Origin of the sequence: Acinetobacter vivianii, assembly GCF_014635885.1 — a bacterium.
Taxonomy (GTDB): domain Bacteria; phylum Pseudomonadota; class Gammaproteobacteria; order Pseudomonadales; family Moraxellaceae; genus Acinetobacter; species Acinetobacter vivianii.
The window spans coordinates 501001-522470 of sequence record NZ_BMDR01000001.1; the positions used below are offsets into that span (position 1 = coordinate 501001).

At 41.6% G+C, this 21470-nt stretch carries 19 protein-coding genes; 8 read left to right on the top strand and 11 right to left on the bottom strand.

The window, feature by feature from the left end; all coding sequences use genetic code 11:
* The first annotated feature begins 1 nt into the window (after position 1).
* Positions 2–304: a DUF3817 domain-containing protein gene (locus IEV36_RS02375; protein WP_005257747.1), complete on the top strand. Its 303-nt coding sequence runs from the start codon at positions 2–4 to the stop codon at positions 302–304.
* 70 nt (positions 305–374) lie between these two features.
* Here IEV36_RS02375 and IEV36_RS02380 read toward each other — a convergent pair whose 3' ends face one another.
* The 4 genes from IEV36_RS02380 to IEV36_RS02395 form a co-directional block, all read right to left on the bottom strand.
* Complete coding sequence (locus IEV36_RS02380; protein WP_005257748.1) at positions 375–1406, bottom strand: M20/M25/M40 family metallo-hydrolase; 1032 nt, start codon at positions 1404–1406, stop codon at positions 375–377.
* Between the two features lie 184 nt (positions 1407–1590).
* Complete coding sequence (gene iaaH, locus IEV36_RS02385) at positions 1591–3054, bottom strand: indoleacetamide hydrolase (protein ID WP_005257750.1); 1464 nt, start codon at positions 3052–3054, stop codon at positions 1591–1593.
* Between the two features lie 86 nt (positions 3055–3140).
* Entirely contained in the window at positions 3141–3854 is a 714-nt protein-coding gene (locus IEV36_RS02390; protein WP_005257752.1) for a response regulator transcription factor, read from the bottom strand.
* Between the two features lie 129 nt (positions 3855–3983).
* Positions 3984–5009 carry an AraC family transcriptional regulator gene (locus IEV36_RS02395; RefSeq protein WP_032863912.1) on the bottom strand — a complete coding sequence of 342 codons (1026 nt, stop codon included), beginning with the start codon at positions 5007–5009 and terminating at the stop codon, positions 3984–3986.
* A gap of 113 nt (positions 5010–5122) precedes the next feature.
* On the opposite strand from IEV36_RS02395, the gene IEV36_RS02400 reads away from it, so the two are divergent.
* The 4 genes from IEV36_RS02400 (at position 5123) to cueR (ending at position 10770) form a co-directional block, all read left to right on the top strand.
* On the top strand, positions 5123–6655 hold the full coding sequence (locus IEV36_RS02400; RefSeq protein WP_005257755.1) for a flavin-containing monooxygenase: 1533 nt from the start codon (positions 5123–5125) through the stop codon (positions 6653–6655).
* On the top strand, positions 6656–7498 hold the full coding sequence (locus tag IEV36_RS02405) for an SDR family NAD(P)-dependent oxidoreductase (RefSeq protein ID WP_005257757.1): 843 nt from the start codon (positions 6656–6658) through the stop codon (positions 7496–7498).
* A gap of 318 nt (positions 7499–7816) precedes the next feature.
* Positions 7817–10300 carry a heavy metal translocating P-type ATPase gene (locus IEV36_RS02410; RefSeq protein WP_005257758.1) on the top strand — a complete coding sequence of 828 codons (2484 nt, stop codon included), beginning with the start codon at positions 7817–7819 and terminating at the stop codon, positions 10298–10300.
* A gap of 11 nt (positions 10301–10311) precedes the next feature.
* Positions 10312–10770 carry a Cu(I)-responsive transcriptional regulator gene (gene cueR, locus IEV36_RS02415; protein WP_005257759.1) on the top strand — a complete coding sequence of 153 codons (459 nt, stop codon included), beginning with the start codon at positions 10312–10314 and terminating at the stop codon, positions 10768–10770.
* Between the two features lie 101 nt (positions 10771–10871).
* Here the strand turns inward: cueR and IEV36_RS02420 are convergent, their stop codons facing one another.
* From IEV36_RS02420 to IEV36_RS02430, 3 genes are all read right to left on the bottom strand, one after another.
* Entirely contained in the window at positions 10872–11060 is a 189-nt protein-coding gene (locus tag IEV36_RS02420) for a heavy-metal-associated domain-containing protein (protein WP_004772280.1), read from the bottom strand.
* A gap of 160 nt (positions 11061–11220) precedes the next feature.
* Positions 11221–13425: an OsmC domain/YcaO domain-containing protein gene (locus tag IEV36_RS02425; RefSeq protein ID WP_005257760.1), complete on the bottom strand. Its 2205-nt coding sequence runs from the start codon at positions 13423–13425 to the stop codon at positions 11221–11223.
* Between the two features lie 251 nt (positions 13426–13676).
* A complete protein-coding gene (locus IEV36_RS02430; protein WP_005257761.1) occupies positions 13677–14549 on the bottom strand; it encodes a LysR family transcriptional regulator in 873 nt (290 codons plus the stop codon).
* Between the two features lie 88 nt (positions 14550–14637).
* On the opposite strand from IEV36_RS02430, the gene IEV36_RS02435 reads away from it, so the two are divergent.
* The 3 genes from IEV36_RS02435 to IEV36_RS02445 all read left to right on the top strand — a co-directional run bounded on the left by IEV36_RS02435 (position 14638) and on the right by IEV36_RS02445 (position 16434).
* The gene (locus IEV36_RS02435; RefSeq protein ID WP_005257762.1) at positions 14638–15531 is read left to right on the top strand and encodes a DMT family transporter; all 894 of its coding nucleotides are present in this window, start codon (positions 14638–14640) and stop codon (positions 15529–15531) included.
* A gap of 92 nt (positions 15532–15623) precedes the next feature.
* Positions 15624–15983 (top strand): ArsR/SmtB family transcription factor, encoded by a 360-nt coding sequence (locus IEV36_RS02440; protein WP_005257764.1) that lies wholly within the window; start codon positions 15624–15626, stop codon positions 15981–15983.
* Entirely contained in the window at positions 15961–16434 is a 474-nt protein-coding gene (locus IEV36_RS02445) for an SRPBCC family protein (protein WP_005257765.1), read from the top strand. Before IEV36_RS02440 ends, IEV36_RS02445 begins: the two co-directional genes overlap by 23 nt.
* A gap of 70 nt (positions 16435–16504) precedes the next feature.
* Here the strand turns inward: IEV36_RS02445 and IEV36_RS02450 are convergent, their stop codons facing one another.
* Genes IEV36_RS02450 through IEV36_RS02465 form a run of 4 tightly spaced genes read right to left on the bottom strand, consistent with a single transcriptional unit; the run spans position 16505 to position 21400 of the window.
* A complete protein-coding gene (locus IEV36_RS02450) occupies positions 16505–17665 on the bottom strand; it encodes a hypothetical protein (RefSeq protein WP_005257767.1) in 1161 nt (386 codons plus the stop codon).
* The gene (locus IEV36_RS02455; protein WP_005257769.1) at positions 17662–18999 is read right to left on the bottom strand and encodes a TolC family protein; all 1338 of its coding nucleotides are present in this window, start codon (positions 18997–18999) and stop codon (positions 17662–17664) included. The genes IEV36_RS02450 and IEV36_RS02455 overlap by 4 nt, the downstream gene beginning before the upstream one ends.
* Entirely contained in the window at positions 18996–20582 is a 1587-nt protein-coding gene (locus tag IEV36_RS02460; protein WP_005257771.1) for a GH3 family acyl-acid amido synthetase, read from the bottom strand. The genes IEV36_RS02455 and IEV36_RS02460 overlap by 4 nt, the downstream gene beginning before the upstream one ends.
* Complete coding sequence (locus tag IEV36_RS02465) at positions 20579–21400, bottom strand: hypothetical protein (protein WP_004772291.1); 822 nt, start codon at positions 21398–21400, stop codon at positions 20579–20581. The genes IEV36_RS02460 and IEV36_RS02465 overlap by 4 nt, the downstream gene beginning before the upstream one ends.
* Positions 21401–21470 lie beyond the last annotated feature (70 nt).

Genomic DNA, 21470 nt, shown 5'->3' on the forward strand with positions numbered 1-21470 from the left:
TATGAGTGCTACCACCCAAAAATTGCAACGTTTACGTTTGGCTTCCATTCTTGAGGCTGTGACTTTATTACTTCTATTTGCCGTTGCGATTCCTGTTAAATATGCATTTGACCTGCCTGTTGCTACCAAAATTATGGGGCCAATCCACGGCGTGGCATTTCTTTTCTATTTGTGGAATTTGATCAGCACGGCTGCGGTATGGTCAAAAGCTGAATTGCTTCGTTTATTTATTCTGGCGTTTATTCCTTTTGGTGGCTTCTTTAACGAAAAATATATCGCACAGCGACAAGCTAAAATTAAATAGAAATACGAACATCTATATAAAAAAGGAAATCATATGATTTCCTTTTTTATTACGTACAACATACTCAAATTTAATTTTTATCGAGTGATTTCAATAAATGAATGACAGCATCACCTGCCAGTTGCATTGACTTTGGATCAACCTGTTCAATGGTGTCACATGCTTTGTGATAGCACGGTGCGAACTCAAGCTCGTCCCCTTTCATTTGTTCATTAAACAAGATGACAGCAGTCACTGGAACTTTACCTAAAAACGGAGCCGTATCGCTTGCGGTTAAGGTGGAGACATCTTCTTTAATTTTTAGATTCTTAGTTTTAAAAAATTCTTTGAGCGTATTCTCTAAGGCTAAGTCACCGCTATGGCTTGGAAGACTGCGTAAACCATCGAGTAAAGGCTTATAGTCCTGTTCCTGCATGCCACGTTCTTTTAACATTTTCTCCATCTCGTCTACAGAGGATTTATCACCATCTGCAATCAAGATTTCAGGGTCTTTGGTGCCAACCATATCCAAGTTGATATAGGCTTTAATCGCTTTTAATTGCTCGGCAGTCAGTTTTTTCACATAAGCTTGAGAGCCTGCGATTCCCACTTCTTCTGAATCCCAGAATGCCAGATAAATAGTATGTTTAGGCTTTATTTTTTGAGTCGACAATTGTGTCATCAACTCAAGTAATAAGGCGACACCAGAAGCATTGTCATTTATACCAGGTCCCATTTTGACCGAGTCATAATGCGCCCCTAGTAAAATAATATTTTGTTTTGATTCACCTGGAATCTCCACAATAATATTCTGGCCTTTGGTCTTTTCACGATTTTCGAAAGTCTGAACCTCTGTACTAAAACCTGCTTTCTTGGCTTGATCTAAAATGTAATCCGCACTCGCTAAACCGCCTTGCGTACCCACTGCACGATTGCCACCATGCTGTTTGGCAATGTGTTCAAAAGCATTTAGGTGCGCCATCATCTGTGCTGCATCCAGTTTTAAACCAGATTGATTCACATCTTCAGTTTTTTCTTTGGAATGTTGCTCGTTTTTTTGACAGCCACTCATTGCAAATAGGCTACTTACGATACAAACAGCTAAAATTTTCTTTAAAAACATAAAATAAACTTAAACCAATTTTTTTATAAAGTCAGTCTAATACTAGTTTTGCACCTGGGGATTTGCCATTTCAATTTGTATCCTTTTCACTTATCGATTGAGCCACAACGCTATCAGTGCTTATTTTTAGTAATACAAAACCCACCTTCAATTAAACGGGCGATGTATTGAAAATGAAGTTATGTTAGCGATCATTTAAGCTGCTAAAAATCTGTTCCAGCGCTTGTCCAATTGCCAGAAGTTGCTGGTCCGTATGAGGTAAGCCATCGATTTCCAGTGCCACAGGAAGTTGTGATTTTTTCCCTAGACCAATGGGTAAACTAAGCCCTGGTAAGCCAATATTACTGCCCGGATCGGTATTACGAATCAGTGTTTGGAAAAGTTCAATGGAGCTAACCTGCTCATCCACAAGTGGTGCCACAATTGGCGAGGTTGGAAAAATCAAAGCATCAAGTTGATGATTCTCAAAGGTAGTTTGATAGAGCGCTAGCAGTTGTGGCTGAGCTTCCTGAATCGCTTTTTGATAAAAAGGTTGAACGGGTACAGATTGCCCCGTTTCGTCCATGATCATTTCAGGCAATATATTTTGTTGGAAAATATGTTTTACATCTGGACTGGAAATCTGCTCAACCAAAGCTTCCAGACTCAGCTCGATCTCATGATGTTTTAAATACGCAATCAGGTCATATTTACCTTCATAAATCACCAAAGGAAATGAAATACTCTGGTTGAGCTGAGCCAAATCTGGCATATCCACGGGAATAATTTCGATAGCTGCGGTTTTTAACAGTTGTAGCGCTGTATGTGCCTGTTCATGAACATCTTCATCCAGATTCTCCCAAAAATAGGCATTGATTCCGAGCCTGATCGGTCGTGTAGACAATTCAATAGACTGAGCCGAAGGTGCAATTAACTGATCAATCAGAATAATATCAGCCATACAATGCGCCATAGGCCCTGCTGTATCACGTGTATGCGAAATCGGGGTGATATCTGCTTGAGCATAGCGTCCAACTGTTGGACGAAAGCCAATACAACCATTTAAGGCACTCGGTAATCGGACAGATGCGCCTGTATCGGTTCCGATGGCAATTGGCACCATTCCTGCGGCAACTGCAACGGCACTGCCAGAAGAAGAACCGCCTGCAATATGTGAAGGATTAACCACATTACGCGTGCCGATTACACCGTCAATATGCATTGCGGTGTTATAACCTGTCACACCAAATGCCAATTCATGCATATGAGCTTTACCAACAATAATCGCCCCTTGATCAGTCAGGGCCTGAATCACTGGTGCTGTGGTTTTGGGTCTGAAATCTGCCAAGGCTGGTGTTCCCGCTGTATTCGGAAAACCTGCGACATGAATATTATCCTTTACGGCAAGCAAGACCCCGATCAAGGCAGGACAAGCATGGCCCTCACGGATTGATTGATCCCAAAATTGTGCTTGTTGAATAGCTGCTGCTTTATCCGTCCGAATAAAAGCATTTAAGGCTTGCTGCTTTTCAATGTTGTCAAAATAATGGTGGACGAGTTGTTCGCAAGTGACTTTCCGCTCTTGTACCAGACGGGTAATTTCGCCAATGGTGGCTTTATTCAGGTGAATGATTTGATCCGAATTTACTTTTTCATTCATGTTTAGCATAGTGACTTAAAATCCATTTAAGCAATTGTTTTGCTAATTTAGTACAGTTGTAAATTCCGGGGATATCCTCAAAATTGAGGAGTGAATTAACAATGGATGAGCCGTGCCATTTCGGTACGATTATGGCAACCCATTTTTTGCATGGCGTTTTTAAGATGAGTTCTGACCGTGGTGAAGCCAATATCAAGTAAGTTGGCAACGTACTTATCGCTTAATCCTTTCGCCACTAACGTTGCAACCTCCTGCTCGCGTGGAGTTAAAAAATATTGAATGGATAAATCCATTGCTAAGGCTTGGGTCAGATAAGGTTCCAGTAAATTAAGGATCCTTTTCTCCCGCTCACTGAACATGATTGAATCTTTGGCACGCCAGATACGTAAGTCTCCGATATCCATGCCATTTCGAACGAAGTAAACATTCAGACCGTGATACAAACCATAAGGTTGTAAAAACTCATTGTAATAATCGGTTTTCTTGAGCGCGGAAAGAGAAATGATTTCATGAACAAAGGTTGGATGTTGTCGCTGTCGAAGTTGGGTTGTGATCGGATCATCATATTGCCAGATTTGGTCATATTCTGTGATGGCTTTGGGATCAATCTGCCACATGATCCCTTTTCTGGATAAATGATGTTTGGCATCCCAGATATAAGATGCTGCAAAATCAGCACGTAACAAGGTTGCAATATCTGCAATGATCGTTTCGCGTAAGCTTTCCTGTCCTTTTTGCGCGCCTAATTTCCAAAGTATTTCGGAAAAAAGCGTAAACTCCGATGGACTTAAATCGTGTTCTAAAAGCATAGACTGACCGTTTTATTAAAAATTACGTATTAAAATATTTTTGTTATCCAGATTTAAATCTAAACTGATTCCATTCAGCAGGCTGAAAAAACAACCAACTCCTTTTATAGATCAATAGACTGTAAATTTCTATACTTTATTTTTTAATCGGGTTGCATGTGGGGTGTTGCCATACCAGCGTTTGTAGGCATGAATGAAACTGGCAGGCTCTGCATAGCCTAACCATTCAGAAATTTGCTCGATGGAGGTTTGGGTTAAAGACAAATAATAGTCTGCAAGAATTTTTCGAACCTCTTCCCTGATCTGGAGAAATGTCACCTGCTCTTGGGACAAATAACGGCGCAAGGTACGTGAATTTAAGTGCAATCGATCCGCTACTTCCTCCATAGACGGGATTTGCCCTTTACTATTCATCAATACTTGCTGAACCTGATGGGTATATTTCTTTTGTGATTGTCGTTTATCCAGCGTCTGTCGACATTGTTCTTCTGCAGCATGTAACACCAGCTCATTGGCCATACTCAACTTCTGATCTATTTTTTCTGCGTTTAGGACAATAAGGTTTTTTGATCCGCCAAATTCTGGGGTAACGCCAAATAGCGCGGTATAAGGCTGCATTTCTCCCCGAAGCGGAAAAGAAAATACTACTTTTTGACAGAGATGATCCTGCATTAAATCGCGTTGCACGGTAATGAGTGCAGCTACATCTCGTTCAATAATAAATGGCCATAACGTTTTTGGAATCCCTTCATCCACCACAATTTCAATTTGAATACTTTGGGTCTCGGTTTGTTCCGATACCACAAACTGGCTAAAAGCAAAGGATAAGGGAAAATAGGCCAATGCAAAGTTCAAAGCTTCACGAATATTGGCACTACTGATCAAAGCAAGTCCTAATGAGCCAAAAGTCGTAAAGTGATAACGTGTTCCGATTTCCAGCCCTAGCAAAGGCCGTTGTCCGAATTTCTCTACCAGATTACGGATCAGTTGTAATTCTTGCTGGCCTGTCACCAGTGTATTGGGATCAAGCAATTGCTGTTGTTCTAAGCCTGTTCCTTTCAGAATCTGATGATGGTTGACTCCTAACTCTGCGGCAAAATCAGCCATCAGGCGAACACTATGGATACTTCGTTCGTAGGACCATAAGTACTTCAAGCGTCTTCTCCATGTCCGCTAATCACAATATTTTGTCCTCATCCATCCTCTAAATCAATGCATGAAACGATTATTCTGCATGTAATACATGATAATTTTCACTTGAGTCAGTTATGTTTAAACAACAATTATCTTCAAATAAAAATATTCGTATCGCCATTATCGGCACAGGCTTTGGCGGATTGGGGCTGGCTATTCAGCTCAAACTTGCTGGATTTGAACAATTTACCTTATTTGAAAAAGCCAATGATGTCGGTGGTGTCTGGCGTGACAATACCTATCCTGGTGCAGCCTGTGACGTGCCTTCTCATCTGTATTCCTTTTCTTTTGAGCAGGAACTGGGTTGGAAAAACCGTTATGGCTCATCACAAGAAATTCATCAATACTTAAAACATTGCACAGAAAAATATCAACTGTACCCGCATATCCAGTTTAATACTGAAATTGCCAGCGCTGATTTTGATGCGACTCAAGGTGTTTGGCATATCCAGAGTTTAACTGGGGAAAAATTTGAGGCGGAATTTCTAATTGCTGCGGTTGGTCAGCTCAACCGCCCTGCATATCCGAAAATTAAAGGTCTGGACAGTTTCAAAGGCAAAGCTTTCCATTCGGCGCGCTGGGATCATGACGATGACCTGAATAATAAGCGTGTCGCAGTCATTGGGACAGGTGCCAGTGCGATCCAGTTTGTACCAGAGATCGTCAAGCAAGTGGCTCATTTAGATATTTATCAACGCTCTGCTCCTTATGTCATTCCAAAACCAGACCGTGTTTATTCAAAACTGGAACGAAAAGCATTTCAAAAACTTCCCATTTTGCAAAGCCTTGATCGCGTATTTCAATATAGTTATAACGAGATCCGCCTCAAAAGCTTTACCGCAACCTTAAATGAGATTCCATTAGCCGAATATATTTTCCAGCGACATATCCGCGAAGAAATTAAAGATCCGCATTTTCGTCATCGTCTAATGCCTGATTATCCGATTGGCTGTAAACGAATTCTGATTTCAAACCATTGGTACCGTAGTCTGGTTCGTCCGAATGTTGAGGTCATCAATACCGCAATTCAGGAAGTCACTGAAAATGGTATTGTCGATAAAGATGGCAAATTACGTGAAGTAGATACCATTATTTATGGAACAGGATTTGCTGCAACCGAGTTTATGGCACCGATGCAAATCACAGGACTCAAAGGTAAAAAATTAAAAGACCAATGGGCCGATGGTGCTGAAGCCTATTTAGGCTTAACGGTGAATGGCTTCCCGAATTTCTTTATGTTGTATGGCCCGAACACCAATCTTGGTCATAACTCAATCGTCTATATGATTGAAAGTCAGGTGAACTATATTCTGGATGCAATTCAGGCACATATTCGCAATCAGCTTTGCTATACAGATATTAAGGCTGAAATCCAGACACAGTTTAATCAGGAAATTCAGGAACGGATGAAATCAACCATGTGGTCGCAAGGTTGTACCAGCTGGTATCAAACTGCGACAGGAAAAAATACCAATAACTGGCCGGGCTTCACATTGGAATATCGTCAGCGTACCCGTCGCTTTGATCTGGAAAATTATCATCAGGTCGCAAAGTCAGCTCATACTCATGTTCAGCCACAACTTTTAGAACAACAAATGGCGGTTTAGATGAAAACATTTCATAACAAGGTCGCAGCCATTACAGGCGCTGGTTCAGGGATTGGTCAAGCACTTGCGGTCGCGTTGGCAAAAAAAGGCTGCCATCTGGCTTTATCTGATGTAAATGAACTGGGTCTAGCCAAGACACAGAATCTATTAAAAACATATCCAGTCAAAGTTAGCACACAGGTGGTCGATGTCGCTAATCGACAAGAAATGGCAGATTGGGCTAAAACGATTGCTGAACAGCATCAGCAGGTCAACCTGATCTTTAATAATGCGGGTGTGGCTATGGGCAGTACCGCGGAAGGTGTTAGCTATGATGATCTTGAATGGCTGATCGGGATTAATTTCTGGGGTGTGGTTTATGGCACCAAAGAGTTCCTACCTTACCTGAAACAGAGTGGTGACGGTCATATCATCAATATTTCCAGCATGTTTGGTTTGACAGCGCAACCAACACAAAGTGCTTATAATGCCAGTAAGTTCGCAGTTCGTGGCTTTACCGAATCTTTACGGCAAGAACTGGATATACAAGGTTCAGGTGTCAGTGCAACGTGTGTGCATTCCGGCGGGATTCGCACCAATATTGTTAAAGCTGCCCGTATTAATAATAGTGTCGAAATTTTAGGGCTAGACCCAGCAAACAGTCAGGCTGCTTTTGACAAAATACTGAGAACCTCTGCCGATGAGGCAGCAAAACAAATCCTGACAGCCGTGCGCAAAAATAAACGTCGTTTATTGATTGGTGCTGATGCAAAAGCAGTTGATATCTTGCAACGAATTTTGCCACAAGGATATCAAAAGATTTTTGCGACAGCCTCTACCCTACAAGCTCAATTCTTCTCATAAATAAAATATGTATGGTGATCGGCCATTCGCTGGGTGTATGAATGCTCGATCATTGAGATCAAAAACTGTATTTCAACAATTTTTATTTTGATGCTTTAATTCATAGCCCAATATCGCACATCAATCATTCTGATTAAAAAAACATATATTTCCATTTAAAGTTCATTCATTTTGCTTTTTTAATTGCGATGAAAATAATAAATTTAACGAGCTAAATAAACAGATATAACCCTAAAAATTGAAAATCCCCTCTTGACCTTCCCATAATGTTAAGGTCTATGCTTTAAGCAATCAGAATTAACTCTATAGGTCTTACTTATGGAAACCCAAACAAATACAGAGACTAAAAATATAAAAGTTTCACTTCAAGTTGAAGGAATGACCTGCGCCAGTTGTGTCGGTCGTGTCGAAACTGCCTTAAAAAAAGTTGAAGGCGTACAATCCGCCTCCGTGAATTTAGCCACTGAACGTGCAGATATCACCTTGACTAAGTCGATAGATCGACAAGTACTGATTCAGGCAATCGAGCGAACGGGTTATGACGTCCCTGCCAATACAGTAGAGCTTTCTATTGAGGGGATGACCTGTGCTTCGTGTGTGAGTCGGGTTGAAAAAGCATTGAATGCTGTAGCAGGCGTAAAAACAGCCAATGTCAATCTCGCTACAGAACGTGCAACCGTAAATGGTACAGCCAGTATTGGAAGCCTCATCGCAGCGATTGATAAGGCGGGTTATGATGCCAAAGAAATTCAGGCGGCGGCTCCAGATCAAACAGAACAACTTGAGAAGAAAGATCAGGAAAGAACAGAACTCAAACGTGACCTGATCCTTGCCACGATTCTGGCCTTGCCTGTGTTTATTCTGGAAATGGGTTCTCACCTGATTCCGGGTGTTCATCATCTGATTGAACACAGCATTGGGATTCAAAACAGTTGGTACTTACAATTCGTTTTAACCACTTTAGTCCTAATTATTCCGGGTCGACGTTTTTATAGTAAAGGTATTCCTGCCTTATTCCGTTTAGCACCCGATATGAACTCTTTGGTAGCAGTCGGGACTTTAGCCGCTTATCTCTTCTCACTGGTCGCTACCTTTACACCGACACTGTTGCCAACAGGAACCGTCAATGTTTACTACGAAGCAGCAGCCGTTATTGTGGCTTTAATCCTGTTAGGACGGTTTCTTGAAGCCAAAGCCAAAGGCCGAACTTCGGAAGCGATTCAACGTTTGGTTAGCTTACAGGCAAAAGTTGCTCATGTTTCACAAGATGGTCAAATCACTGACATTCCAATCGATCAAGTAGTTGCGGGCGACTTGGTGATGGTGAAACCTGGTGAACGAATCCCTGTCGATGGCGAAGTGATTGAAGGTCAAAGCTTCGTCGATGAATCCATGATTACAGGCGAGCCTATTCCTGTTGAGAAGAATATCGGCAGTCAGGTGGTGGGCGGAACCGTTAACCAAAATGGCAACTTGAGTTTTAAAGCGCTGGCTGTGGGTGGCGACACAATGCTTGCGCAAATTATCCGTCTGGTTGAGCAAGCGCAAGGTTCTAAAATGCCGATTCAGGCAGTGGTGGATAAAGTGACATTATGGTTTGTGCCTGCCGTCATGTTGGCTGCCCTACTAACTTTCCTCGTCTGGCTGATTTTTGGGCCATCGCCCGCTTTAACTTTCGCTTTGGTCAATGCTGTTGCGGTACTGATTATCGCATGTCCATGTGCAATGGGATTGGCAACGCCAACTTCGATTATGGTCGGTACAGGTCGTGGCGCAGAGTTAGGTGTATTGTTCCGTAAAGGCGAAGCTTTACAACTGCTAAAAGATGCTCAAGTGGTTGCGGTGGATAAAACAGGCACATTAACCGAAGGTCATCCTGTATTGACAGATTTTGAGGTGACTCGCTCTTTTCAACGCGATGAGGTGTTGAGTCTGGTTGCGGCTGTTGAAGCGCGCTCAGAACATCCAATTGCTAAAGCGATTGTCGATGAAGCGAAATTGCAACAACTGGGACTTCCGCAAGTTGAGCGGTTTGAGTCAGTGACAGGTATGGGTGTTGATGCCAGCATAAATGGTCAGGCCATTCAGATTGGTGCAGATCGCTATATGGTTCAACTGGGTATTGAGGTTGCACCTTTTGCGGCTACAGCACAACGTTTAGGTGACGAAGGCAAATCGCCACTCTATGTTGCCATTGATGGTGCACTTGCTGGGATTATCGCTGTCGCAGATCCGATTAAAGAGTCAACACCAGCAGCCATTCAGGCATTACATCAGCTCGGTTTAAAAGTAGCCATGATTACGGGTGACAATGCACGTACGGCCCATGCGATTGCCAAACAACTGGGCATCGACGAAGTAATTGCAGAAGTTCTACCTGAAGGCAAAGTCAAAGCAGTACAACAGTTAAAAGCAAAATACGGCAATATTGCCTTTGTCGGTGATGGTATTAATGATGCCCCTGCGCTTGCAGAAGCGGATGTAGGTCTTGCCATTGGTACGGGCACAGATGTTGCGATTGAATCTGCGGATGTGGTGTTGATGTCAGGCAATCTGCAAGGTGTAGCCAATGCCATTGCTTTATCCAAAGCGACGATTGGCAATATTCACCAGAACCTGTTTTGGGCCTTTGCTTACAATACCCTGTTGATTCCTGTGGCTGCAGGGCTACTCTATCCAGCCTATGGTATCCTGATGTCACCTATCTTTGCAGCGGGTGCGATGGCACTGTCTAGTGTCTTTGTGCTGGGTAATGCATTACGTTTACGTCGTTTCCAGCCACCTTCTACACGCAGTAGCTAATGGAGGATGTTATGAATATTGGTAAAGTATCTCAGGCTTCTGGCGTGACTGCCAAGATGATCCGTTATTACGAGCAGATAGGTTTGATTCCAGCGGCTGGACGTAGCAATGCGGGTTATCGCTCTTATTCAGATAATGATGTTGAGCGTTTGAAATTTATTAAACGTAGTCGTGAATTAGGCTTCTCGGTAGCAGAAATCACCGATCTGCTAGATTTATGGAACAATCGCAACAGGCATAGCGCGGATGTAAAACATCTGGCTCAAGCACATATCCATAAGTTAGAAGAACGCATTCAGGATTTACAGCAAATGGCGCAAACCTTGCAAACTTTGGTGGATTGTTGCGCTGGTGACAATCGTCCCGACTGTCCAATTCTTGAGGGCTTGAGAGAACCGAGTCATGAAATGAAGGATATCCACCATCATAATGATTTGCTCTCGCTCTCACCCTTAACTGGGCGTAAATAAGATTTACTGCAAGGCTATAGACATATGGCCTTTTAATTTTTTAGCATTTTCTTGAAATTAAAAAAGCGGCTATATCAGCCGCTTTTTTAATTAGATACAGATTAACGTGGTGGAAAACCTGCTTCTGCTAATGCATCAGCCACTTGCTGTTGTGATGCCGTGGTTTCTACTTTTACACTACGGTTAGGTGGATCAGTGATGACCTTTGCATTGGCATCCACTTCTTGAATCGCGCGCGTTACGCCACGTGCACAGCCACCACAAGTCATATTTTCTACATGAAATTCCATCATACAACTCCAATCAGATGAGGATATGAACCTAATATAAACGTTCCCATTATAGTAAGGTCAAGCGTTTTAAACTGTTATCTATAAAATGATATGAAATCATGAAAATAAAAAAAGTGCATGATCAACATGCACTTTTTAAATGAATATTTAACGTGTTTTAGACATTTAAGCCAACTGCTTTCGCACGCGCTTTGTGCAATTTTTTATAGCTGTCGATTAAACGTAAATGACGATCAAGTCCTTCCAATTGCATATTGGTTGGTGTTAAGCCGTAGAAACGAACTGTGCCTTCAACCGAACCGATAACCGCGTCCATACGTTCATTGCCAAACATACGGCGGAAATTGATCTCGTAATCTTCCAGTTCCATTTCATCATCGAGCAAGACTTCAAGCACGACATTCATGCACTGATAGAATAAACCGCGTTCTACCGTGTTGGTGTTGTACTGCAAGAAGGTCTCAACCAGCTCTTTGGCTTCTTCAAACTGTTGCAATGCAACATAGATCAATAACTTCAATTCAAGCAGCGTTAACTGGCCCCAAACGGTATTGTCATCAAATTCAATGCCAATCAAGGTGGTGATTTCAGTGTAATCATCCAGTTCGCATTCTTCTAAACGCTCGACCAATGCTTCCAGCTGTGCTTCATCTAAACGGTGTAGATTGAGAATATCTTCACGGAATAATAAGGCTTTATTGGTATTGTCCCAAATCAGGTCTTCAACCAGATAAATTTCAGAATAATCAGGTACCAGAATACGACATGCTGTTGCACCTAAGTGCTCATACACCGCCATGTAGACTTCTTTACCCATTTCCTCAAGAATGCCAAATAACTCAGCTGCTTCTTCAGCATTTGAGTTTTCGCCTTCATTGGTGAAGTCCCACTCGACAAAATCATAATCAGATTTGGCACTAAAGAAACGCCAAGAAACCAAGCCGCTTGAGTCGATGAAATGCTCAACAAAATTATTTGGCTCAGTCACTGCGTTGCTTTGGAAGGTTGGCTGCGGTAAGTCGTTTAGTCCTTCGAAACTACGGCCTTGCAATAACTCAGTCAAACTACGTTCTAAAGCGACTTCAAAGCTAGGGTGCGCGCCAAATGAGGCAAAGACACCGCCTGTACGTGGGTTCATTAGCGTCACACACATTGCAGGGAATTGACCGCCTAATGAAGCATCTTTGACAAGTACTGGGAAGCCTTGTTCTTCCAGACCTTGGATACCTGCTACGATAGCTGGGTATTTGGCCAATACCTCTTGTGGTACGTCTGGCAAAGCAATTTCACCTTCCAGAATTTCACGTTTTACCGCGCGTTCAAAAATTTCAGATAAGCACTGAACCTGAGCTTCAGCCAAGGTATTGCCCGCGCTCATGCCATTACTGAGATATAAATTCTCAATCAGATTCGATGGGAAATAGACAGTTTCATTGTCAGATTGACGTACGAATGGTAATGAACAAATACCACGTTCAGTATTGCCCGAGTTGGTGTCGTACAGATGTGTGCCCAGTAACTCATCGTCAGGGTTATAAATTTCTAAACAATATTCATCCAGAATTTCTTGTGGTAACTCGCCATTTGGACCCGGCTTAAACCATTTTTCATCTGGATAATGCACAAATTCTGCATTGGCAATCTCTTCACCCCAGAACTGGTCGTTATAGAAGAAATTACAGTTTAAACGTTCAATGAATTCACCTAAAGCCGATGCCAAAGCACTTTCTTTGGTTGAGCCTTTACCATTGGTAAAACACATTGGAGACTGTGCATCACGGATGTGTAATGACCATACATTCGGCACAATATTACGCCATGATGCAATTTCAATCTTCATGCCTAAACCAGCCAAAATCTCAGACATATTGGCAATGGTTTGTTCTAGCGGCAGGTCTTTGCCCAAAATATAAGTATTGTTTTCTGAAGTCAGACTTGGCATCAGCAACGCTTGCGCATCTGCATCAATACTTTCCACTTCTTCGATGATAAATTCAGGGCCCGTCTGGATTACCTTCTTTACCGTACAGCGATCAATCGAACGTAAGATGCCTTGACGGTCTTTTTCAGAAATATCCGCTGGGAGTTCAACCTGAATTTTAAAAATCTGTTTATAACGGTTTTCAGGATCGACAATATTATTTTGTGATAAACGAATATTATCCGTCGGAATGTCACGCGCAGCACAATACACTTTGACAAAGTAAGCCGCACACAACGCAGATGAAGCAAGGAAATAGTCGAATGGACCGGGCGCAGAGCCATCGCCCTTATAGCGAATGGGCTGATCGGCGATTACCGTAAAATCATCAAACTTCGCCTCTTGTCGAAGATTGTCGAGATAATTAACCTTAATTTCCATGCGAACACCTAAATATTCTTATGCGTTGCAAGCACACAAGAGTGAAAATATTGATTGATAAGCCGAATCGTAGATATGAAATAGACTTAAAAAAGAAAGCTGTGGCTAAGGTCATTTAAGCACGATCGTACACTGACCTTAGTAATAATGGCCGCTATTATAGAAGTATTTTGTGTAATTGATAACTTTTGTCTGTTTTTCTAGCCTTTTTATGAACAGTCAGCTGAATTGTTGATGATTGAACCGGATATTTACAGTTGTGTTGCAATCTCAATAAATGCCTTTGCAATCGGCGTCATTTGCTGCTTGTTCTTCACAGCCAAGCCAATTGAGCGTTTAATATTTGGTGATAACGGTCGTTTTACGATATTGGGATACAGTTGCAAAATGTTTTGATCAAGGGATAAATCAGCCACAATAGATACCGCTGCGTTGCTATTTACCATATTTAAAATCGACAGGATTTGAGAGAGATGATACTTCACTTGAGGTGTCAGTTGAGCCGCTCTAAATAATTCCAGCACATGATTTTGACTGCCTGCACTGGTCAAAATAAAAGGATAATCCATCAACTCTTCCAGTTTGACAGCAGCTTGTTGGGCAATCGGTAAATGCTTTGGTATCAAAGCTACAAAGATATCTTCCAATACAGCAAAAGTATCAAAGCGAGACTCAGGTAAAACCACAAAACCAAGATCAACTTTGCGCTCATCTATCCATTGCAACACCTCTTTATCTGTTCCCTCAAAAATCAGCACGTCGATCTCAGGATATTTCCGACTAAAATTTTCTAAAATCAATGGAAGTAATACATTGGAAGAAGATGCGCCAAAGGAGCCGATACGCAAACTCCCTGTTTTAAAGCCTTTGAGGTCCATGACCTGTTGATGAATGATGGTTGAGACATTGAGCATTTCATTCACATAAGGTAGCAAACCTTGCCCTGCTACGGTGAGTTCAACTTCATTGTTATTGCGATAAAATAGCTGAGTTTCCCATTTCTTTTCTAGGGATTTCAGTGCATGTGAAATCGCAGACTGTGAAATATTCAGTTGCTGTGCGGTCAGCGTAAAGTTTTTTAATTCTGCCAGTTTTGAAAAGATTTCGAGTTGAGTTAGTGTCATGATGGATCATTCATGAGTAAAAGCTCATTTTACTATAAAGATAAATTAGTTTTACGATTTGATTTAATTCTGTATTGATTAAAAACTCATGCGCCATTTCGCAATTTCTCTGCCACGTTGTACTGTTTATTTTAAATTGATCTGTGTGGCTTTGATGTGGGGTGGCACCTTTATCGCTGGGCGTATTCTTGCCGCAGAAGTTTCTCCAACTTTGTCTGCACTGTTACGCTTCACAATTGCTGCCATCTTACTGCTTATTTTACTGATCAAAACAACAGGCGGCCTTCCCCGTCTTTCCACTCAACAGCATATTTATGCAATTCTGATGGGCTTAACTGGAATATGCGCTTATAACCTATTTTTCTTTGCTGCGCTTTCCCGAATTGAGGCAGGTCGAACAGCTTTGTTTGTCAGTTTGTCACCTATCCTGACTGTCTTGATCATGCGTATTTTCTTTCACGAAAAGTTAAGCAGAATCAAATATCTTGGTGTCTGTATTGCCCTAGTTGGAACACTGCTGGTGGTGACTCGCGGTGAAGTATTTAATGCTTTACAACAGTCTTTTGGGCTTGGCGAAATGATGATGTGTGGTGCGGTATTCAGTTGGGTGATTTATACCTTGTGCTTGAAGCACACAAATACATCGGCATTGACCATGTCCACATACGCCGTCCTTTGGGGAACCGCATTTCTTTTCATCAGTTCAATGTCTGAGTTCAGCTATAAAACGCTTATGACTATCTCATTGAACAGTTGGCTAGCTGTTCTTTATTTAGGTGCTTTGGGTACTGTATTGGCCTTCATCTGGTATGCACAAGCCATTCATGCCATTGGAGCATCCAAAACCATTATTTTTACTAATCTTGTTCCGATTTTTGCTGTGTTACTGGCCTTTTTTATACTGAAAGAACCGATTACTGGATCAATGGCTGTGGGTGCGGTTCTCAGTTTCGTCGGTATCTTATTGGTGAATAAATATTAAAAACAAAATGATAGCGATCATCTTTAAAAAACTTATCCTTTTAGCTAAGTTTTAATTGACATCTGATTAATAAATATACAATACTTAGCTCTATGGCTAAGTATGATTCTAAACTCGACTTATTGTTCAGTGCGCTTAGTGATCCAACGCGTAGAGATATCTTAACGCGGCTGTCTTTTGGGGCAGCCTCAATCACGGAGTTGGCTGAACAACATGATATGGCCCTGCCTTCTTTTCTAAAGCATTTGAACAAATTAGAGCAGGCTGGACTCATTCATTCTGAAAAAAATGGACGAATCAGAACTTGTGCTTTGGCCCCTGATGCATTTACGCCTATGCAAAACTGGTTAAGTGAACAACGAGCCATCTGGGAACAAAGACTCAATCAATTTGATCGTTACGCACTCGAATTAAAAAGGAAAAGAGAAAATGAAACTGGACCCCAAAACTGATTTAAAACTAGAAAGAGTGATTGATATACCCCGTGAACTGGTCTGGGAATGCTGGACGAAGCCTGAACATATCAAACACTTCTTTATTCCTCGACCTCACTCGATCAAGGCCTGTGAAATTGATTTAAGAGTGGGTGGAAAATTCAATACCACTTTTGATGTGGATGGCAATGAAATTAAAAATGAAGGTGTCTATCTGGAAGTGATTGACGGCGAAAAACTGGTTTTTACTGATACCTATACTGAAGACTGGAAACCAGCTGAAAATCCATTTATGACTGCAATTCTATTACTTGAAGATGTGGGTCATGGCGCAACTAAATATACGGCGATTGCGCGACATCGGACTCAGGAAACCCGCCAACAGCATGAAGATATGGGCTTCTTTGAAGGTTGGGGAACCGTGGTTGATCAACTGGTCGAATATGCAAACAGCTTAAAAGCTCAATAATTTTCCCCCTTCTACTCAAAATGCCTCAAAGTTTACTTTCCAATACTTTGAGGCATTTTTATAGATCAAATCAAATCCGCCCAACTTCCAGATATGGAATTAAACTCTTATCAAAATTCGGACGTGGATCACCTGCAAAACTAATAAAGCCATGCATTCCTGTTAATCGTTCACCTTTATAAAACTGATTCAACTGATAGCGTGGATCTTGATGTGACAAGGTAAAACTTACCACTCCAACGCCTTTCTGTTTAGAGAGTTGATAAGCATCTTCAAGCATTAAATGGTGCAGCCCCAAATGTTGTGGATGAGATAATAAGCTGTGTAACACATGATATTTGAGTGAATCACCCAGTTTCGGCAATGGCATTGCTTTGGTGATTTTGGTCAATAGATTATAAACAGGACGAAATACACCAATTAAGGGGCTGTAATGCAGGATTTTGGTTTGTTTCAGGCTATGCTGATCCCACAATCCAAACATGCCGACTAATTTCTCATTCTGGAAATACAATTGAAAGTCTGACAGTTGTAGACCTGTAAAATAGTGATGCCCAGCTTGCAGTTCTTCAAAATTATAAGCAGGAATAAAATTATAGTGCTGTGCCATTGCAGCAATAAACGCATTCATTGCAGGAATATCTTCTGGTTGCGCGACACGGGCATGCATGTTGCCTATTTCTGTTTGCTTGGTCTTTTCTAAGAATGCATCAATATCACGTTTTGTCCCTAGATGGGTCAAAGTCAAAGTCTCGATCAGACCTTCATCATAGTAATCTGGAATTCCTGTCTTACCGGTTTGTATGGCAGCCCTTGCAGCATAGTTATCATTGAAAATAATCATCTGGCTAAAATCAGGTTCATGGAGCGTTTGTTTAACGTGTGCACCCAGAATTTTGACCAATGATTTGCCCCGATAATTGGGATCAACCCGCAAATCGCTAGCATATCGCACATTCTGTACTGCTTTATCGACATAACACGGACGATGACCGTTGCTGTAACAGGCGACATTCTTCTGATTCTCAGTATCTTCAATCACCACATGCAGTTTGTGACGATACAAAATATCTGATGCCTTAAAATAACTTGGTTCGCGCTGAAAGCTGATTTGCACGCCTTTGGTGGTCATTGGCACAGCAATCAGTTCACGTAAAGCCTGATCATCTGCCAATGTGGCTTCACGTGTAATCAAGCTGTTTTCAGTTGATGTCGGTGGATTTGTTTTCATTCATTATTCACCTGTGTTGTGGTCTGGTTTGGAACCAGCTGATTTAATTGTCCCATTTGATCAAGAAGTTGATAGACAAAAACAACTTCATCCTGTTCATTAACTGTTTTCTGGGTTTGTACATCCAATAATTTTTGTTCGGTATTGAGCAAATCAAAGGTTGTTTTGGTGCCCAATTCAAACTCTTTGCGGGTATAAACAAAGGCAATCGACGCCGCATCTATGGCATTTTGAAGTGCCTCTTTATTTTGTCGAATGGTTTGCAATTGTGCGTATGTCGTCCGTGCACGCTGATTCAGATCAAGCTCAAGCGTTCGGATCTTCTGGTTGGCTAAGTCGACATCTGCCTGTGCTTTTCGCGTATTGGCCCGATTCAAGCCATCATCAAACAAAGGCACATTCAGTTGTACACCCACCATGTAATTGTTACTTTCAGAACCGATATAACTGGCTTCATGCTGCTTGCCCGCACGGCTGGTCAACATGACGGTAGGCCAGAGTTCCCGTTTGGTTAAAGCATATTGTTTCTCGGCAGCTTGCTTCTCGTATTTCGCGCGCATCAAAGCAGGATGATGATTGGTTTTTGCCAAGATTTCATCCAGTTGATTAGAAATGACGGGAAGATGTTTAATCGCCACAAGATTCTCAGGCGTGACCCCCGTAATTTGATAAAACTGTGCTTCACTCACGGTGAGATTAGATTGCGCCTGTGTAATATCAGCTTGTCCTTGAGCCACTTGAGCTAAAACCTGTGCCAGATCTGCGCGGGTAATCATGCCAACATCAAAACGCCGTTGTGATTCATAAAGCGAGCGTTGCAGGTTAGACATGGTCTTTTTCCGCAACTCTAAAATCGCTTTCTTTTTTAATACATCGGTATAGACCATTACCGTATTCAGAATGGTTTCCGATCTTTGATCCGATAAACCCTGCGCCTGTGCAGATAACTGGTTTTTCGCCACATCAACCCCTAAGCGATGTCGTCCAGAGGTATAGACGGGATAATCCAGTTGTAATTGCAGACTTCGGCCCTTACGGTTGCCTTCAGTTGGAAACATGACCTGAGCAGGTGTTTCAACCCGCTCATAATCCAGTTGCCCGACCAGATTGACTTTTAAACCGTCTCGCTGTTTGGCCTGCTCAAGCATTGCTGTAGATTGATTCACACTTAAGCGACTTACTTCGAGTTGACTTTCATGTCTTAAACTTGCTGACAATGCCTCATCTAAAGTCATCGCAGTCACGTTATTTGAAACGAAGAACATCCCCACGCATAGTGCAATATGCGTGGACTTAAAAAGCTGATTATTAAATTGCATTATCCCTTTCTTCATAGTTGTTCCAAACTATTCAGGGTAATTTTCTTTAAGGGTTCAGGCTTGATATTGCCTTCAATAATGCCGTCAAACATGACCAGTTTCTTATAGGCATTCCAACCATTATTGGCTTGACGAATCTGTGGCTGATCTAACTGACCAAGATTGCGGGCAAGTTCATAATGGAAGTTCTGGCGCAAGATACGATCGATATATTCATCGTTAATGCTGTGATGAATTTCTCCTTCGAACAATACACAATAAAAGGGTTTAACCTGTTGTTCTGTATCTATGGCAAGTAAAGAGATTGCTTTAGATTCCGTTTCATTGAGTTGTGAAAGCAGTTGTTGCGCCGTTTCAGGTGCAAGTTTCTCTCCCACCAGATCAACGCCAAAACGACGTCCCTGAAACTCGAAACAAGGGATTTGTTGCAGAAAACCTGTGACACGCAAACAATCATCTAGACAATAACGGAGTAGACCATTGCCCGAAGTGATAATGGGGCTCACCACATCACCAGTTTTGAGTTCCCATGACGGGATCATCTGGCCCTGCTTCTCACCTTCAAGATACTCAAACTCATAAAAATGACTCTGATAAGCAAGAGGATATTGATCGTTATATGGAATGGTCACCACACCTTCAGTCGCCCACAAGCCTTTGCCTTCAAATTGCACTGATGGAAGGCGCTGTTGCAATTTCTCGGCCCAAGCTTTGGAACCAGCGGTATCCCAACTGGACACCAGACTTAATTTTGGCCAGAGCTTTTTGAAATCAATCTGCTCACCATTGGAACTGCTAATTAAAGCCTGAGCACTTTCGGGACTATACGGCGCAGTGACTTCTTTGAGTGAAGTTTGGCGACCTCCCCATAAACCACTTTCAAGTACCTCAATGACTTCTTGTTGCATTGCCTCTAAACGATCTAAGAGTTGCAATGCAAAAGTTGGACTCCAGACAGAGATCATCGCCAGATTTCGGTTTGCAACCAAATAACAGATCGTCGCAAATAATGCATCATCGGCATTCGCGGCAAAAGCCACATTACTTGGAACGGCTTGGGTAAACTTCGATAAAATCCGTTTGCCCATCCCCAATAATGCACTGTCGTCATTTAAGTTTTTATCTTTTAAAACCTCTCGCTGACTTTCAGGTAACCATGACACTGACCAGTAATGTGTGCCCGAGCTGAGTTGAGGACACTTGCGATACATACTGGCTAACCACGGCGCAATCGCATGATCAAGTTCATCTAAAAACAATTTGGTATAAGGAATAAATTTGATCTGTTCGCTTGAACCACTGGTCGGTTGAAAACGCACCAGCTTGCTGCTGGAAAGCGTCAACTTTTGTTCACGATAGCGTTGAATTTCTTCTCGCCAAGCACCGTAACGCGTGGCAGAAAATGATTTTACAAACTGCTCATAGTTTTGAACTTTTTTATCTTTCGCAAAGCTTGAGGTCTGTAAAATCGAATGCAAAATTTGACGTTGTGTTGCTTCTAATGCATTAAACTGTTTTTGAAAATTACGATCAGATGCATTGCACCATTGCTTTAAAATAAGATGCGAGCCTGTTGTTAGCCATTCATTCGGTTTCATTGGATGGCCTCTCTACGGTTGCTTTTAGTCGTTAAAATCGCCTCACATTTGCCTTTGCTGACTGGCTTTCTCATGAGCTTCACTGGAAAACGGGCAATATCTTTCCAGCCCATACGTCCAATACATGGGAGTTCTGTGCCAATGCTCCAGGTTGGATTTTTCTGCTCGAAGAAATGAATATTTGGATTCTTTTCTCTCATTTCAGCTGTAATCGGTGCAATTTCACCTTTTAATGGTTGATAATCCTCGCCAAAATTTAGTAATCCCGCTTCTTTATCATAATATTCGCCAAAGAAGTTTTCACAGTAATGTTCAATGACTGAGGAGAGATGCTGATTTTCATCTTTGATATTTGGGTAGTACACATAATAATTATTGGCAAGTAATAAATAGGTTTTATAACCCTTAGAAATCAGCAACCAGTACAGCTCATTAAATGGATATCTGATTCTTAACTTGATCATCAGTTTGAGCATGGTACTTTGCAGCGAACGCGTTCCCCAAAACTCTCTTAAAATCACAGTGTCGCCACTAAATAAAACGGTATAGTCCTTGCCATTTAAATAGAAATGTTGCACAACGACTGTAGAGAAACCCACGATTTCATCGGTTTGTGAATTAAAAACCAGAATCACACCACTTTTCTTTTTAAAATCCTCTGCAAATATAGAAAATCTGGTGTTTTCATAATATTGTTCATAAATAGAGTACATCACTTTTAATCGATCAATATCGATTTGCTCTTTTTCAAAATATTGACCATAGGTACGTTCTTTCTGGTTAAATTTTGAAATTAGTTTATATGTTGTATTAATCATAATACTTTAACCTTCTAAATCTAGATACACGAGTACCCCTACCTCATATAGAGATATTAAAAATACTTAT

Bases quoted from the DNA above. Each gene is read 5' to 3' on its own strand.
- IEV36_RS02380 (WP_005257748.1), bottom strand. From the start codon at position 1,406: ATGTTTTTAAAGAAAATTTTAGCTGTTTGTATCGTAAGTAGCCTATTT.
- IEV36_RS02375 (WP_005257747.1), top strand. From the start codon at position 2: ATGAGTGCTACCACCCAAAAATTGCAACGTTTACGTTTGGCTTCCATT.
- IEV36_RS02440 (WP_005257764.1), top strand. From the start codon at position 15,624: ATGGCTAAGTATGATTCTAAACTCGACTTATTGTTCAGTGCGCTTAGT.
- IEV36_RS02460 (WP_005257771.1), bottom strand. From the start codon at position 20,582: ATGAAACCGAATGAATGGCTAACAACAGGCTCGCATCTTATTTTAAAG.
- IEV36_RS02430 (WP_005257761.1), bottom strand. From the start codon at position 14,549: ATGACACTAACTCAACTCGAAATCTTTTCAAAACTGGCAGAATTAAAA.
- cueR (WP_005257759.1), top strand. From the start codon at position 10,312: ATGAATATTGGTAAAGTATCTCAGGCTTCTGGCGTGACTGCCAAGATG.
- IEV36_RS02435 (WP_005257762.1), top strand. From the start codon at position 14,638: ATGCGCCATTTCGCAATTTCTCTGCCACGTTGTACTGTTTATTTTAAA.
- IEV36_RS02400 (WP_005257755.1), top strand. From the start codon at position 5,123: ATGTTTAAACAACAATTATCTTCAAATAAAAATATTCGTATCGCCATT.
- IEV36_RS02410 (WP_005257758.1), top strand. From the start codon at position 7,817: ATGGAAACCCAAACAAATACAGAGACTAAAAATATAAAAGTTTCACTT.
- IEV36_RS02465 (WP_004772291.1), bottom strand. From the start codon at position 21,400: ATGATTAATACAACATATAAACTAATTTCAAAATTTAACCAGAAAGAA.
- IEV36_RS02405 (WP_005257757.1), top strand. From the start codon at position 6,656: ATGAAAACATTTCATAACAAGGTCGCAGCCATTACAGGCGCTGGTTCA.
- IEV36_RS02450 (WP_005257767.1), bottom strand. From the start codon at position 17,665: ATGAAAACAAATCCACCGACATCAACTGAAAACAGCTTGATTACACGT.
- IEV36_RS02420 (WP_004772280.1), bottom strand. From the start codon at position 11,060: ATGGAATTTCATGTAGAAAATATGACTTGTGGTGGCTGTGCACGTGGC.
- iaaH (WP_005257750.1), bottom strand. From the start codon at position 3,054: ATGCTAAACATGAATGAAAAAGTAAATTCGGATCAAATCATTCACCTG.
- IEV36_RS02390 (WP_005257752.1), bottom strand. From the start codon at position 3,854: ATGCTTTTAGAACACGATTTAAGTCCATCGGAGTTTACGCTTTTTTCC.
- IEV36_RS02425 (WP_005257760.1), bottom strand. From the start codon at position 13,425: ATGGAAATTAAGGTTAATTATCTCGACAATCTTCGACAAGAGGCGAAG.
- IEV36_RS02445 (WP_005257765.1), top strand. From the start codon at position 15,961: ATGAAACTGGACCCCAAAACTGATTTAAAACTAGAAAGAGTGATTGAT.
- IEV36_RS02455 (WP_005257769.1), bottom strand. From the start codon at position 18,999: ATGAAGAAAGGGATAATGCAATTTAATAATCAGCTTTTTAAGTCCACG.